Annotated in this window: 10 protein-coding genes; all 10 read left to right on the forward strand. The window is 48.3% G+C overall.

Annotated elements, in window-relative coordinates; genetic code table 11:
- Nucleotides 1-103: 103 nt before the first annotated feature.
- Nucleotides 104-3,277 carry a SusC/RagA family TonB-linked outer membrane protein gene (locus DC20_RS10870; protein WP_245652195.1) on the forward strand — a complete coding sequence of 1,058 codons (3,174 nt, stop codon included), beginning with the start codon at nt 104-106 and terminating at the stop codon, nt 3,275-3,277.
- Between the two features lie 26 nt (nt 3,278-3,303).
- On the forward strand, nt 3,304-4,848 hold the full coding sequence (locus DC20_RS10875; protein WP_062543850.1) for a RagB/SusD family nutrient uptake outer membrane protein: 1,545 nt from the start codon (nt 3,304-3,306) through the stop codon (nt 4,846-4,848).
- 412 nt (nt 4,849-5,260) lie between these two features.
- Nucleotides 5,261-6,343 carry an aldose epimerase family protein gene (locus tag DC20_RS10880; RefSeq protein ID WP_062543851.1) on the forward strand — a complete coding sequence of 361 codons (1,083 nt, stop codon included), beginning with the start codon at nt 5,261-5,263 and terminating at the stop codon, nt 6,341-6,343.
- Between the two features lie 341 nt (nt 6,344-6,684).
- Entirely contained in the window at nt 6,685-7,392 is a 708-nt protein-coding gene (locus DC20_RS10885; RefSeq protein ID WP_062543852.1) for an NUDIX hydrolase, read from the forward strand.
- 350 nt (nt 7,393-7,742) lie between these two features.
- Nucleotides 7,743-9,539 carry a ribulokinase gene (locus tag DC20_RS10890; protein WP_083470303.1) on the forward strand — a complete coding sequence of 599 codons (1,797 nt, stop codon included), beginning with the start codon at nt 7,743-7,745 and terminating at the stop codon, nt 9,537-9,539.
- Between the two features lie 6 nt (nt 9,540-9,545).
- Nucleotides 9,546-10,244: an L-ribulose-5-phosphate 4-epimerase gene (locus tag DC20_RS10895; protein WP_062543853.1), complete on the forward strand. Its 699-nt coding sequence runs from the start codon at nt 9,546-9,548 to the stop codon at nt 10,242-10,244.
- Nucleotides 10,245-10,320: 76 nt separating this feature from the next.
- The gene (locus DC20_RS10900; RefSeq protein WP_062543854.1) at nt 10,321-12,195 is read left to right on the forward strand and encodes a sodium:solute symporter family transporter; all 1,875 of its coding nucleotides are present in this window, start codon (nt 10,321-10,323) and stop codon (nt 12,193-12,195) included.
- Between the two features lie 71 nt (nt 12,196-12,266).
- Nucleotides 12,267-13,766 carry an L-arabinose isomerase gene (gene araA, locus DC20_RS10905; RefSeq protein WP_062543855.1) on the forward strand — a complete coding sequence of 500 codons (1,500 nt, stop codon included), beginning with the start codon at nt 12,267-12,269 and terminating at the stop codon, nt 13,764-13,766.
- Between the two features lie 243 nt (nt 13,767-14,009).
- Nucleotides 14,010-14,720: a 3'-5' exonuclease gene (locus DC20_RS10910; RefSeq protein WP_062543856.1), complete on the forward strand. Its 711-nt coding sequence runs from the start codon at nt 14,010-14,012 to the stop codon at nt 14,718-14,720.
- Entirely contained in the window at nt 14,717-16,624 is a 1,908-nt protein-coding gene (locus tag DC20_RS10915) for a DUF294 nucleotidyltransferase-like domain-containing protein (protein WP_062543857.1), read from the forward strand. Before DC20_RS10910 ends, DC20_RS10915 begins: the two co-directional genes overlap by 4 nt.
- Nucleotides 16,625-16,719: the final 95 nt, after the last annotated feature.

Here is a 16,719-nt window from a genome sequence, read left to right on the forward strand (position 1 = left end):
CACATCAGCCTTGGGAATCAGTTTTATTTGAGGTTGTACCTGCGTTTAAATTTTTTTTTAAAACGGCGTTTATGAACTTTAAACTACTCAAAATTAAACCTATATGAAGAAACCTTTCCGTAAAATTATGCTGGTGGTACCAGTAGTGTTATGTGGCTGCTTACAAATACCTTTACATGCGCAGGCATTGGCTGCGATGTCAAGAAACTATGGCAGCCAAGGGATTGTTGGATCTGGTGCTGGAATAAAGAAAGCAGTTGCCATTACGGTCTCGGGTAGAGTTACAGGCGAAGACGGTACAGGCTTAATTGGCGTAAGTGTTGCTTTGAGAGGTGCCTCTATAGGTACCAATACAGATGTGAACGGCAACTATACGTTGAATGTGCCTGATGGGGCGGAGAACGGAGTGCTTGTTTTCTCCTATATTGGTTACGCACAACAGGAAGTGCCGATAAATAACAGAACTACTATCAATGTTCAGTTAGAGCCAGATCTGAAAGCCTTGGCAGAGGTGGTAGTAATTGGTTACCAGACCATACAGAAAAAAGACCTGACTGGTGCGGCTTCTGTTGTAAGCCCGGAAGCAGCCCAAAGAGTTACGGCTGGTACAGTAGCAGAGTCTATTCAAGGGTTAGCCCCAGGAGTTACGGTGCGTAATTCAGGCCGTCCAGGAGCAGGTGCCGCCATAGATATCCGTGGGGTTGCCAGCTTTACTAATACCACTCCCTTGTATGTGATTGATGGTATGATTACGGATGCGGGACCTACCATCAATCCTAATGATATTGAATCCATCCAGATCCTGAAAGATGCTTCTGCGGCGGCTATTTATGGTTCAAGAGCTGGTAACGGTGTCATCATCATCACAACTAAACGAGGTAGAACAGGCCCGGCAAAAGTAGGCTTTTCTGCGAGGTCCGGTCTTCAGCAGCTTCCTAAGCTGTGGGATGTGATGAACTCGGAACAATTTGCGGCTACGCAACGGCAGCAGTATGAGAACTCCGGCGCCACACCACCTGCCAGCGTTTCCCTGACTCCTCCTCCTGCTACTGGTCCGAATAGTGTAAGACACTGGACAGTTACAGATACTGACTGGCAGAAAGAGTCAACACAACTAGGAACACTGGCGGATTATAACCTTTCGTTATCTGGTGGTTCAGAAGCCGGTAATTATTTTATTGCCGGATCCTATTTTACGAATGAAGGCGCTGTGGTTGGTAATTCATTTGACCGGGCAAGTGTGCGCGTGAACACCCAGGGAACAAAAGGCAGAGTAACCTTTGGTGAGAACCTGGCTTTAACCCATTCTTGGGAAGAGCGCCCTTTGCTGGCTAACCCTTTTTATGATATGCCACAGTTGCTGCCGGTTATTCCGGTTAGAGACCCTGCTCTGGTTGGCCCAGGTAATCCGGGAGGCTGGGGGATTGGTGATCAGACTTCAGCTCCTATTTATGCCTGGAATTATCTTGCTATGAGGGAACTGTTCAACACCACGCACAGATACACCAGAGCTGTAGGCAATGCGTTTGCTGATGTGAAGTTATTGGAGGGCTTAAGTTACCGGTTCAATGCCGGTGTGGATGCCGGTTTTGACTTTCATCAAAATGTAAGAACAGAAGGTAACTGGGTACTGGCACAGGCTTTTGAACCAAGCCACGTGTACCAGAACCGACAGAACTTCCATTCTTTGCTGTTTGAGCATACCCTCAACTTTAATAAGGAACTCGGCCGTCATCGCATCAATGGGGTTGTCGGCTATTCTCAGCAGTGGAACAAAAGGGAAGTATTGGAAGCCAGACGAAATCAACTGGCAAATTTTGGTGGTGAAAACCTGACCACCATCAGTTCTGCTACCGGCGAACAATCTTCAGAAGGAGGAGTGCCGGAAGATTTCCGCATCAACGGTACACTGGGTAGGTTAAACTATACTTTCGATGACAAATATCTTTTAACTCTGACAGGTCGCTATGACCAGGATTCTCGTTTTGGAGCTGCCAATAGAAGCAAATTCTTTCCATCAGTAGCCTTGGGCTGGAGAATCAGCAATGAAGAATTCTTACAAGTACCATGGGTGTCTGACTTGAAACTGCGTGCCTCTTACGGACAATTAGGTATAGCCACCGTAGGTTCATGGGATTATATCGGAGTTATCAATAATAACCCGCGAATAGTTTTTGGGCCTAACAACGACGTTATCGCTGTAGGTGCCTACCAGGCAAGCCTTATAAACCCAGACCTGGGATGGGAAATCAGAACTTCAAAGAACATTGGCGTAGATGCAGGTTTATTCAATAACAAATTATTGATAACAGCGGAATACTATCAGTCTTTGTCTGAGGATGTGCTGGTGCGTTTGCCAATACCATTCTACACAGGTAACCTAGGAGGTGACCCGTTTGTGAACGCTGCTTCCATCAGTAACCGCGGGGTAGAGTTCTCTGCCACCTACCGCAGCACAGAGAATGCCTTTAAATGGGATGTGTCTGGAAACTTTACTACTATAAAAAACAGAGTAGAGGATGTAGGAAACCGGGGAGAAGGAATAAATTATCTAACGGCGGGAGCAACCCGTTCTCAGGTAGGCCGCGGTATTGGCGAGTGGTTTGTGGTAAAAACAGCTGGTCTCTTCCAAAGTGAAGAGGAGGTGCTTAGTCACAGAAGTTCTAACGGTACAATCATTCAGCCTTTCTCCAAACCAGGCGATATTCGGTTTATAGATCTGAACGATGACGGGCAGATCAACGACGATGACCGGACTTTTGCTGGCTCTCCGTGGCCTACGCTACAAACAGGTGCTCAGTTCAATGCTTCTTACGGTGGTTTTACCTTTAACCTGCAACTAGTAGGGGTGTTCGGTCAGACTGTGTTCAATGATGTTAGAAGAATCTTGGATTCCTATGTAAACACCAACTTCCGTAGCGACATCAGCCCATGGACTCCTACGAACACCAACACTAATGATCCAAGACTTGCCCGCAACACAGAACTAGGCGTTATATTCAACAACCGCTATGCAAGTGACCGTTGGTTGGAGGATGCTTCTTATGTGCGCCTTCGTAACATAGAAATAGGATACAATCTGCCGGCAAGCTTCCTGAGCAGGGTTCATACAAACAATGCCCGTGTGTTCATTAGCGGACAAAACTTATTGACCTTTACAGATTATTCAGGTCTTGATCCGGACGTAACGGGTGCTGGTCTCCTTCAAAGGGGATTAGATGCCGGAAACTGGCCAGCCAGCCGGGTGTATACTGTAGGCCTGAATTTTGAGTTTTAATACTTACTTGTAAGAAGAATTTCTTTATGAAAAAGATACTATATTTTGCGTTAGCAGCCGGATTGTCTTTCTCCAGCTGTGAACAGGACTTAGACATTGATAACCCAAATGCTCCTACCACCGTTCAGTTCTGGCAGAACGCTACTGATGCACAGCAGGGAGTAAACGCTATTTACAGCACCTTGCACCGGGGGCCTATCGTGCTCTGGCAGTGGTTTTACTATACGGTGCGTTCTGATGAAGCCTTTAGCCGTAGTCCCAGGGTAGAAATTCCAAATAACATGGATAAATTCCTGATAACGGACTACAATTTCGGTGAAACCAACTGGGTTTATGGGGATAATTTCATTGGTATTTTCCGTGCGAACCAGGCGCTGGCAAATGTTCCTAATATACAAATGGATGAAAACCTGAAGGCACGTCTTATAGGAGAAGCAAAATTCCTCAGAGGCTTCTTCTATTTTAACCTGGCCAGCTTATACGGTAATGTGCCGCTTATCCTGGAACCATCAAAGCCAACCCTGTTGCCAGCAAATGCAACACGGGAGCAGGTTTACGCACAGGCGGCTCAGGATTTGAAGGAGGCTGCAGCAGCTCTGCCACTAAGTTACTCCGGTGCTGATGTTGGGCGTGTTACCAGAGGAGCCGCTAATGCTTTATTGGCGAAGGTATACATGCAATTACGCAACTACAATGCCGCTTTGGAGCCACTGCAATGGTTAGTGGAAGGACCAGGTAGCCAGGTGTACGGTCTGATGCCAAATTATCGTGATAACTTCCTTTCAACAACCGAGAACAACCGAGAATCTGTTTTTGAATGGCAATTTGCTACAAACGAGTCAGAATTTACAGACAATGATGTGCAAACGCCAAACCAGAACTACGGTTCGCCTCTCCCTCAGTTTATCGCACCAGCAAACGTAGGCTTTTCTGATGCTGAGATTCATAGATGGGTCGTGAATGAGTTCCATAAAGATAAAACAGTAAGTGGACAAAGGGATCCTCGCCTGGCAGCTTCCTTTTTCTTCGACTCAACTGATGTAAGAGGACCTGGGTCCACCATGATATACGGGCGGACCTTCACAGCACGATACGGGGCGAATGATAGAAGGGTATGGTTAAGAAAATTCTCTAACGATGCTCAGGCAGGGCGTGCAGCAGAAGGGTTCCGATCTGCCAATAACTATCGCTTTATCCGTTACGCAGATGTGCTGCTAATGTATGCTGAAACTTTGAACGAACTAAATAGAACAACGGAAGCCTATCAGTATGTAGATAGGGTAAGACAAAGAGCAGGACTTGCTACTCTTTTATCAACTAGACCAGGTATGACGAAGGCGCAGTTCCAAAGGCAGATTGAGCACGAAAGAGTAACAGAGCTAGCCGGCGAAGGACACCGTTGGAACGATTTGGATCGTTGGGGTTACTTTGAAAACCAGGCAAAGCTAAATGAGCTTATTCAGCGGGATCCAGCATTCACAACTTTTAGACTTGGTACACACCGGTTGCTGCCTCTTCCGCAGCGCGACGTTGATATTAATCCAAATCTGGTACAGAATCCAGGCTATTAAGTTTACACTTTACCTCAGGGTCCTGAAGGTTGATAAAACAATTCTCAGGACCCTGAGATTTTTTATAGTTGAAAGAGGCTAGTTTTTAAATAAAGTAGGAAAATAAGCACGTTCAAATTCCTCTCTCTGCAAAGGAAAAGCCTCACCATTTCTGGTAAGGCTTTTTTGCGTTTACTAACTTAAACACAGTTGCCTTCTATAAAAGCAATTATTTTAGTTTTGACTAATCTTAGGGCCCAAGGGAAAGCTGCAGATAGAAGTATTTATTGAAAAAAGGCAACAAAAATATTGGCAATATAGATAGGAGGTGTAGAAAACCGCTTCTGGTAATCTTACCTCAGGTTCCATTTTTGTAGAAGACAAATTCTAAAACCCAATACTACCCAAACATTCACGTACAAACGCTCAAACCATGTCAGACACTGAAAAAGGATTTACGGCCCCAACATTATTAGTCCAGGATTTTCGGCAAACCATGGGCGGCAAACTGACGGATTTGTTTTTCCTGCAAAATGACAACGGGGTGCTGGCGGCCATCACCAATTATGGCGCACGCCTGGTGGGCCTGTGGGTGCCGGATAAAAACGGAGATTTGCGTGATGTGGTCATCGGCTTCGGGCAAGTGCAGGGCTTTGCCGAGGGAGAGGATACCTACTTCGGGGCTACGGTGGGCCGTTACGCCAACCGCATAGCCCACGGGAAATTTGAGCTGAACGGGCAGGAGTACACCCTGGCCACCAACAACGGGCCCAACCACCTGCACGGGGGCGACACCGGATTCTCCCGGGTGGTATGGGAGGCCGAGCAGCCTGATGCCCAGACTCTCACTCTGACGTATACCTCTGCTCATCTGGAAGAAGGTTATCCGGGTGAACTTAAGGTGACGGTGCGTTATACTCTGACAAACCAAGATGAACTGAAGATTGACTACACCGCCACCACTGACCGGCCTACCGTGGTGAACCTAACCAACCACGCCTATTTCAACCTGAACGGCGAGGGCAGCGGCGCCATCTTAAACCACAAGCTGCAGATCAACGCAGACAAATACAATCCCGTTGATTCTTCCTTGATTCCTACGGGTACCGAGTCGGTGGCCGGCACTCCATTTGATTTCCGGGAGGCCACTACCATTGGGGCTAGAATCAAAGACCAGAACCAGCAGCTGAAGTTTGGCCAGGGATATGACCACAACTACGTGTTGAACGGCGGCAAGGGAGAAGACCTGAAGAAGGCCGCCACCGTGGTAGGCAACGAAAGCGGCATTGTGATGGAGGTATTCACCCAGGAGCCCGGGCTGCAGTTCTACAGCGGTAATTTCATGGATGGCAGCCACACCCTGAAATCTGGCGCCAAAGACGACTTCAGAACAGCCTTCTGTTTAGAGACGCAGCACTTCCCAGATTCTCCAAATCAGCCCGCATTCCCGTCTACCGTGTTAAAGCCCGGGCAGACGTACAACACCACCACGGTGCATAAATTCTCAGCTAAATAAGCTTTTGCCTTTCGCATGAACACATATCCCCGGGCATCCCTATCACAGGAATACTCGGGGATTTTTCTTGGCTAACAGACTAGTTTCAAGGTAGTTCTTTGCGGGTACTGTCTGTTTTTATGCTGTTTTTTTGAAAACGGCATAAAAGTCAGCTACTATTTCTTTATTTGCTTCAGAATTGGATTACAGCAGTATTATCTGCTTATACCAACGATAGCATTTAGGTTTTTTACAAGATTACAAAGTCAAACAGCAGAAAACGTGTGCAAGGGAAAACCTTCTTAAGCAGGTGTTCTTGCCTCTATCTTGAACTGAGGATTTCGTAATAAAAGAGTAAAGGAATGATGAAGTATTCGGGCCAGACAAGGGTCCTTGTTGCAGTAGACTGTATCATATTTGGGTTTGACGGTGAAAACTTCAAGCTACTTTTGATTCAGCGGGGATTTGCGCCGCAGCGGCAGAAGTGGAGTTTGATGGGCGGATTCATTCAGCCAGCCGAGAGCTTGGAAACGGGTGCCCAACGCGTTCTTAAACAGCTTACCGGGTTAGAAGGCGTGTACTTGGAGCAGATTCCGGGGTTCAGTGAACCCATCCGTGACCCTGTGGAGCGCACCATCGCTGTGCCGTACTTCGCACTTATTGACATCCATAAATACGAAGCCCAGCTAAGCTCAGAGTACCACGCCGAGTGGTTTCTGCTCAGTGAGATGCCAGACTTGATCTTTGATCATAATCAGATGGTAGAAATGGCCAAGATGCGGTTGAGATATAAAGCAGCCTTGCACCCCATCTTGTTTGAGTTGTTGCCCGAGAAATTTACGCTTCCCAAACTGCAGATCCTTTACGAAAAACTCTACGAAACCACCTTTGACAAGCGTAACTTCAGCCGGAAAGTGCTTTCCACCGGCTTGTTGGTGCGGCAGGAAGACAAAGACAAAGAGAGCTCCCGCAAAGGCGCGTTCTACTATAAACTGGACAAGGAGAAGTACTACGACAACTTTGAGGCCTTCCTGAAGTTCATTCCTAACCCAGAGAAGTTCCTGGTATAAAACAGGGAAGGAGAGATAAGCTCCTGAGCTTCACCCAGGCTGCCAGTTAGAACCAAATAAAAAAACAGATATTCCCGTTTAGAGCTACTTTTCAGAAACTAGCCTGTAAACGGGAATATCTGCGTATGAAGCAGTTGGTTAGCAGAAATTTGCCTTTTGAAGCCCTCTTCTTACCCTATAATAAGCGTAATAATAAATATAAGTGTCATACGTACATTTGTAAAACATTATTGCTATACTTGTAAAGTAAATGCCTTTGCAAGTGGTAGAATTTTAAAATCCATAAAAGTTTACTGCTGAGAATTTGGCAATAGGTAAATAAGCGTTAATTTGACATCAATAAAATAGATATGGCGCAAGATGTTTTTGTAATTGGTGTAGACTATGGATCAGACTCAGTGCGGTCTGTTCTGGTAAATGCCCGGAATGGGGAAGAAGTAGCTTCTTCTGTGTTCAATTACCCCCGCTGGAACAAAGGAGCTTACTGTATTCCGGCTGAAAACCAATTCAGACAGCATCCTTTAGACTACGTAGAGGGGCTGGAGAAAACCATCAAAGATTGCCTTCAGAAAGCCGGTGCAGAAGTAGCCGCTAAGGTGAAAGGGATCTCCGTAGACACCACCGGTTCTACACCTGTAGCGGTGAACAAACAAGGAATACCCTTAGCGTTGTTGCCGGAGTTTGCTGAAAACCCGAACGCCATGTTTGTGCTCTGGAAAGACCACACCGGCGTACAAGAGGCGGCGGAAATCAACGCGCACGCTACTAAATTCGATCCGAATTACTTGAAATATGTGGGCGGGATTTACTCTTCTGAGTGGTTCTGGGCCAAATTGTTGCATGTACTGCGCGCAGATGCGCAAGTACGCGATGCTGCCTACTCTTGGGTAGAGCACTGTGACTGGATTCCGTTCCTGTTAACCGGCGGCACCGATGTGGATGCCATGAAACGCGGCGTTTGCTCCGCGGGCCATAAATCCCTATGGGCCGAGGAGTTCGACGGACTTCCGCCAAATGAATTCTTCTCTTCTTTAGACCCGGTATTGGATGGATTCACTTCCCGCCTGTTCAAAGAAACCTATACCTCAGACCAGGCTGCCGGGCAGTTAAGCCAGGAATGGGCTGATCGTCTGGGCTTGTCTACCGAGGTCGTGGTGGGCGTTGGGGCCTTTGATGCGCACATGGGCGCCGTGGGCGGACAAATTGAGCCGTACCACCTGAGCAAAGTAATGGGAACCTCTACCTGTGACATGCTGGTAGCTCCTCTAGAGGAAATAGGTGACACCTTAGTAAGCGGTATCTGCGGTCAGGTGCCTGGTTCCGTAATCCCGGGCATGATGGGTCTGGAAGCGGGTCAATCGGCTTTCGGAGATACCTATGCCTGGTTCAAGAGAATTTTGCTGTGGCCTTTGCAGAATCTGTTAGCCAATTCCCAGGTGATTGACGCCGCTACTGCTGAGGCGTTAGTGGAAGAAGTGTCTGCCAGAATCATTCCTGAGTTGAGTATTGCCGCCGATCAGATTCCATTGTCTGAGAACAACGAGTTCGCCATTGATTGGTTCAACGGCCGTCGTACGCCAGATGCAAACCAAGTGTTAAAAGGGGCTATCTCTGGGTTAGGCTTAGGCAGTGATGCACCGCGCGTGTTCAGAGCCTTGGTGGAAGCCACTTGCTTTGGCGCCAAGAAGATCGTGGACCGGTTCAACGAGCAAGGAGTGCCAGTGAAAGGCCTTATTGGTCTAGGCGGTGTGGCAAGAAAGTCACCGTTCATCATGCAAATGATGGCCGATGTGATGAACATGCCGATTAGAATTCACAAATCAGAGCAGACTTGCGCCATTGGAGCGGCTATGTTCGCGGCTACCGCAGCAGGTTTGTATACCAGGGTAGAAGAGGCGATGGAAGCCATGGGCCAAGGCTTTGACCTGGAGTACTTCCCTAACCTAGAGAAAGTAGATTTGTACGCCAAGCGCTATCAGAAATACACTGAGTTGGGTGGTTTTTTGGAAACTCATAGCATGTCTGCCAGACCAGAGGTTCTTTCTGATTTGCCTGAAGTGAGTAGCCCGGCCCAGGATGGCCAGACCAGAGAATCTATTCAAAATCAGGAAGCGCTGGAAGGCCTTTCCCAAGCCTCAGTCAAATAAGCATCCATGAGTTCTTACCAACACATCAAAGAAGAGGCTTACCAAGCCAACATGCAATTGCCCAAACTGGGTCTAGTCTTGTTTACTTTCGGGAACGTGAGCGCGGTGGATCGTTCACAAGGTGTATTTGCTATTAAGCCCAGCGGTGTGCCGTATGAAGACCTTTCGCCGGAGAAAATGGTGATTGTGGATTTTGATGGCAACACGGTAGAAGGTTCTTTGCGGCCTTCCTCTGATACCAAAACTCACGCCGTGCTGTACAAGCATTGGGAAAGCATCGGTGGTATTGTGCACACGCACTCTACGTACGCCACTGCTTGGGCTCAGGCCCAACGTGATATTCCTATCTACGGTACCACCCACGCTGACCACCTCACCACCGATGTGCCTTGCGCCCCACCCATGGACGATGCCATGATCCAGGGGAACTACGAGTACGAAACCGGTTTCCAGATCATGAACTACCTGCAAGAAAAGGGCATGAGCTACGAAGAGGTGGAGATGATCTTGGTAGGAAATCACGCACCGTTCACCTGGGGCAAAGACGCGAAGAAAGCGGTGTACAACAGCGCCGTGGTGGAAGAAATTGCACGCATGGCATTCTTAACAGAGCAGATAAGACCACAAGTGCCCCGCCTGCAAGACTCGCTCATCAAGAAACACTTCGAAAGAAAGCACGGGCCAGATTCTTATTACGGTCAGTAATCTTTTCTCAATCGCAGGAGGCAAACCATGCCTCCTGCTTTACATTGTCAAATAATCACTTAAGCCCTCTTTACTCATGAATGCCGGATTCGCTCCTTTAGATTATATCATTTTTATTGTATATGCTATAGTCATTATTGCCTTAGGTCTTTGGGTGTCCAGAACGAAAGATGGTATTGAGAAAACCTCAGATGAATATTTCCTAGCCGACAAATCGCTGCCTTGGTGGGCGGTGGGTGCGTCGCTTATTGCGGCCAACATCTCGGCCGAGCACTTTATTGGTACCTCTGGCTCTGGTTTTGCCATTGGTTTAGGGATTGCCGCTTATGAATGGATTGCGGCCATAGCCTTGATCATAGTAGCCAAGTACTTCTTACCGGTTTTCCTGGCGCGGGGCATCTTTACTATGCCGCAGTTCCTAAGCCAACGGTTTAACAAAGGCGTGAGTACCTCTTTTGCGGTGTTCTGGCTGCTGGTATACGTGTTTGTGAACCTTACCTCAGTAAGTTACCTGGGCGCCCTGGCCATGGAAAACATCATGGGCATTCCGCTCATCTATGGTATCATTGGGTTACTGGTGTTCTCTGGAGTCTATTCAATCTACGGTGGTTTGGAAGCCGTAGCCTGGACCGATGTGGTGCAGGTAGTGATTCTGGTAGCTGGTGGCTTAATAACTTCTTTCATGGCCTTGGATGCCGTTGGAATGGGAGAGGGGGTATTTGCGGGCTTTGCCAGCATCTATGAAAAAGCGCAGGACCACTTTGTGATGATCATCCCGGAAGGGCAGATGTTTGTGCCGGACGGTGCGGGCGGAAAGAAAGATGCTTTCATGGATCTACCAGGCTTAGCAGTGATCTTTGGGGCGATGTGGTTAACTAACTTGGGCTATTGGGGCTTTAACCAGTACATCATCCAGAAAGGTTTGGCTGCCAAGAGCATTGACGAAGCCAAGAAAGGCTTGATTTTCGCCGCCTACCTTAAAATCCTTATCCCAGTGATTGTGGTAATTCCGGGTATTGTGGCGTACGTGTTGATTAACGGGTATACCCCGCAGGAACTTTCTACCATGCTGGGCAAGCCTATTGAGGCCATGGGAACCATCTCCAAATCTGATGAAGCGTATCCGTGGCTCTTGAAAAACTTTGTGCCTACTGGTATCAGAGGATTAGCCTTCGCGGCCTTGGCGGCAGCCATTGTGTCTTCGCTGGCCTCCATCATCAACAGTACGTCCACCATCTTCACCATGGACATCTACAAGCCGTACTTTAACCCAAATGCTACCAGCCACCAGTTGGTGCGCATGGGTCGTATTGTGGCGGTAGTGGCGTTGGTGATTGCCATGGGAGTGGCGCAGAAGTTAAGTGCCTTAGACCAGGTGTTCCAATACATTCAGGAATACACCGGGTACATTTATCCGGGCGTGGTGGCGGTCTTCGGTATGGGACTCTTCTGGAAACAAATTACAGGCCGTGCCGCTTTGATTACTTCTTTGGCAACAATCCCGGCGGGTATCTTATTTAAGATCATGTTACCAGACACGCCTTGGATTTTGCGCATGGGCTACGTGTTCATCTTCCTGTGCCTTATTGCCTCTGTCATGAGCTTTACCGAGCGTGGCACCAAAGTACGGATGGCGTTGCCGCAGGGCAGATATAGGCAGTCTGCTTTAACAGCCAGCTACATTATCTTCGCCCTAAGCGTTGTTTGCTTCGTAGTAGGACTGTTGTATTCAGAACCTTACAAAAACCTGGCCTTGGAGTCTATCTACATGCTGGGCGTGCTGTTCCTTATGTTGGCCATTATTCTGTACACCAACGTGAAAATGGAAACCGGCGACGAGAAAGCCATTGTGGCAGATCCGGAATTGTTTAAAACCAACGCAGGGTTCAACGTGTCGGCGGCAGGAGTGGTGCTCATCATTGGGTTGCTGTACTTCTTCTTCTGGAATTAAAAAGCCACACTACGTGGGGCAGAGAGTGTTTCATTTCCCTCAATAAGTGATAAAATATTTAACAACTTGCCATGATTGATCTAAAACAATTTGAAGTCTGGTTCATTACCGGAAGCCAGCATCTGTACGGCGAAGAAACCCTAAACCAGGTAGCCGCTCACTCCCAGGAGATAGTGAAGGGCTTGGACGGCGCTGAGCAAATTCCGGTACGGATTGTCTTCAAACCAACGGTAAAAACCACCGAGGAAATCTTCCAGGTTTGCCAAGATGCCAACGTTGCTGAAAACTGCATTGGCGTGATCACCTGGATGCACACCTTCTCGCCCGCTAAAATGTGGATCAGAGGCCTGTCTATCCTGAAGAAGCCTTTGTTGCACCTGCATACCCAGTTTAACCGCGATATTCCATGGAATTCTATTGATATGGATTTCATGAACCTAAATCAAAGTGCCCACGGTGACCGTGAGTTCGGGTTTATGGTATCGCGCATGCGCAAAGACCGCAAAGTGGTAGTAGGCCATTGGCAAGACCCAGAGGTAATCCAGGAGATCAATAACTGGTGCCGTGTAGCCGCCGGATGGAACGACTGGCAAGGCGCTAAGTTCGTACGGTTCGGGGATAACATGCGCTACGTGGCTGTGACCGAAGGTGACAAAGTGGAGGCCGAGTTGAAGTTCGGTTTCGCGGTGAACACCCACGGCATTGGAGATCTGGTACAAGTGATTAACGAAGTATCTGACCAGGCCATTGATCAACTGGTACAGGAATACGAAACCAAGTACACCGTAGCCCAAAGCCTGTTAGAGGGCGGCGAGCAGCGCGCTTCTTTGCGTGAGGCGGCTAAAATCGAAATTGGTTTACGCACCTTTTTAGAAAAAGGAGGCTATAAAGGCTTCTCAGATACCTTTGAAGATTTGCACGGCATGGTGCAGTTGCCGGGTATTGCCGTGCAGCGCCTCATGGCCGATGGCTACGGTTTTGCGGGTGAAGGCGACTGGAAAACTGCCGCTTTAGTACGCGCCATGAAAGTAATGGGTAGCGGTTTGCCAGGTGCAAACGCCTTCATGGAAGACTACACTTACCACTTTGACCCGAACAATTCTTTGGTGTTAGGTTCGCACATGCTGGAGGTAGATGAGGCCCTTGCCATTGACAAACCTTCTTGTGAAGTTCACCCGTTAGGCATTGGCGGCAAAGCCGATCCGGTACGTTTGGTGTTCAACGCAGGTTCTGGCCCAGCTTTGAACGCTTCTGTCGTGGACATGGGCAACCGTTTCCGGTTAATCGTAAACGAAGTAGAAGCCGTAGAGCCGCAAAACGAATTGCCAAACCTTCCAGTAGCCCGCGTGTTGTGGAAGCCACTCCCGGATATGAAAACCGGTTGCGCCGCTTGGATCTTAGCCGGTGGTGCGCACCACACGTGCTACAGCCAAAACATCAGCGCAGAGCAACTGCAAGACTTCGCGGAGATGGCCGGCATTGAGTGCGTCGTGATTGGCAGAGACACCAAGTTAAGCCAACTGAAGAACGAACTTCGCTGGAGCGAGATGTTCTACCAGATGAAAGGATAATTAAAAACAGGTTCGGCTCTCAGAAATGGGAGCCGAACCTGTTTTAAGGCTGTTTTGGAGAAAGTAACTGTATAACGGAAAGACCTCGGAATGCCCATAGGTCCTCCGAGTGTCTGTGCCGAGACCTAAGCAATCACAAGGGATTACCCCTGCGTTCTGGAAGGTTACCAGAAAACTGCCGCATAATACGTAAGTTTAAAAGTCTGTTTCGGCAGATGCGCTTAGGAAGAGAGAGAACGTACCATGCAAGACCACCTGCTGTTTATAGACATAGAATCCTCAGGACTGCCCCAAAACTGGGACGTGCCGTATTCTGACGAGGAGAATTGGCCGCATACCGTGCAGGTAGCGTGGTTTGTCTATACCAAAGACGGGCAACTGGTAAAAAGCGAAAACCATTACATTCGGCCAGATGGCTTTGAGGTGAAGCCTTCGTCCATTGAGGTCCATCACTTAACACCGGAGTTTCTGCAGTCCAACGGGAAAAGCAGGGGAGAAGTGCTGCTGCTGTTACAGGAAGAATTACAGCGTTACAGTCCCATGGTCATCGGGCACTTCATGCAGTTTGACTACCATGTTTTAAGCGCCGATTTTTACCGCGAAGGGTTGCCCAATCCTTTTGAGAGTTTGCCGATTTTCTGCACCATGATTGCGTCTTCAGACCTCACGCACCTGCCCCGTAAGAAGTATTTGCGCTTAGGCGAACTCTACAGCCATTTGTTTCACAAGTCCTTGGAGGACCAGCATAACGCAGTTGTAGATGCCCGTGCTACCGCCGAAAGTTATTTTGAGTTGCGTAAACGACGTGTGGTAACGCAAAGCTCCATTGCCCTGCAACAGAAAAAACGGTACACTACTGATAAGCAAACTCAAATTAAACGCTCTTTTCCCCTTTGGCTTTTAGCAGCAATGGGGGCCATACTTTTCATTGTTTTACTTTTCTACTGGCTATGAACGACCGTCTGCAATTTCTGAAAAGCGTAAAGCCGTTCCACCTGTTAGGTGATGATGTTCTTATAGGAGTGGTAGACCTGCTGCAGGAAGTCACCTATTCTAAAGACACCGTTATCTACCACCAAGAAGCTACTAAACTTAGAGGCGTAGACCTGATCGTGGAAGGCGAATATGAATCGTTTTTCTATGATTCAGCCCAAAACAAACGGGTGCTGGAACCGCATGGTCCCGGCTATTGCTACGGCGGCATTTCCATGCTGCTCAACCGCAAGAAGTCTTTGAGGACAGTCATCGCTAAAAAAGGAACCCGGGTGTACTTTCTTCACCGCAGAGACTTCAGGGCACTTGCTAAATCACATGAAGGGTTTTTGCATCATTTTACCCAGGAGTTCGGGATACGGATGCTAAACGAGGAGTTTGCGCATTTTGTGAAGCGCCCTACCTCATTTGAGGAAAACTACATTGCCACAGACCAGCTCTATTCCCGCCGCATTGAAAGCGTGGAGTACCGTCATATTATCACCTGCACCAGCACAACTCCCATTTACACCGCGGCCCGCATCATGGCGGAACATAAAACCAGCTGCATCTTTGTCAAAAACGAAGTGGGGCAGATTGCCGGTTATATCACAGACATCACGCTTCGCGATAACGTAGTGGCCGCACAGGAAGACGTCCGCGGGCAGGTAAAGGAGATCATGGACAACCCCATTGTGTCCATAAGAAAAGACGCCTACGTGTATGAGGCTATCCTGCTCATGTTCCGCACCAAAACCCGATATTTGCTTATTGAGGAGTACGGTGAATACGTAGGCATGATCAGTCGGAGCAAGTTGTTAAGTGATCAGGCGCAGTCGCCATTTGTGTTCATCCAATCCGTGAAACTGGCGCGCTCCGGAGCAGAGTTACGGGCCAAATGGCAGCGGGTACCAGAGATTGTGATGCAATTGCTTTTACGCGGCGCCAAATCAGAGATTATCAACCAGGTCATCACCACTGTAGCCGATACCATTGCCCAGAAAGTGATTGAAGAGGTAATTGCCATCTGCGGACCGGCCCCGGCCAAGTTTGTGTTCATGGTGCTGGGCAGCGAAGGCCGTAAAGAGCAGACCCTCAAAACCGACCAGGACAACGCCATTGTGTACGAGGACAAAGCCAATGAACAGCGCGAACTGGTGCGGGAATACTTCCTTCGGTTTGCTGATTTGGTTTCCGAAAAGCTAGACTACATTGGGTTCAGTTACTGCACCGGCGGCTACATGGCCAAAAACCCCAAATGGACGCACTCGCTCTCGCATTGGAAACGCAACTACCACGAGTGGATGCGGGAAATTGTGCCCGAAACGGCCATCCAGTTCTCCACCTTCTTTGACTGCCGCATCATTTACGGCGACGGGGCTATCATGAAAGAACTGGTTTCTTTCCTGGACGAGGAACTGCAGAAACCCATGCCGCGCCTCTTCTTCCACATGGCCAACAATGCCCTACAATACGAGCCGCCGCTCACATTCTTCAAAAACATCAGAACCTTTACCGTGGGCTCCCAGCAGGTGTTTGACATCAAGAAAGCCATGACACCCATTGTAGATTTGGTGCGGGTGTATGCCCTGCAGAACCGAATCTTCAAAACCAATACCGGTGAGCGGATAGAAGCCTTAGCGGAAATAGGCGTCTTCACGGAAAAACAGTGTCAGGAACTCATGCAGTCCTATTATTACCTCATGGGACTCCGGTTGCGCAAACAGGCCAGCCAAATTATGCACGATAAAAGCGAGCCAGACAATTATCTTGACATTCAGAGCCTCACCAAAATTGAGCAAGTCACGCTTAAAGAAATCTTCAAAACCATCAGTGATTTCCAGTTGGGCATCAAGGTGCAGTTTACCAATAGTCTATTTGGGTAAAGGGAAGCTTACAATTTTGAGCTTGTTTTTGAGAAATCATGCTTGAAACAGCCGGCTGTTGCCTGCTTAAGTTTTACCTCCATGTGCGCTAAGCA

Source organism: Rufibacter tibetensis, assembly GCF_001310085.1.
GTDB lineage: Bacteria > Bacteroidota > Bacteroidia > Cytophagales > Hymenobacteraceae > Nibribacter > Nibribacter tibetensis.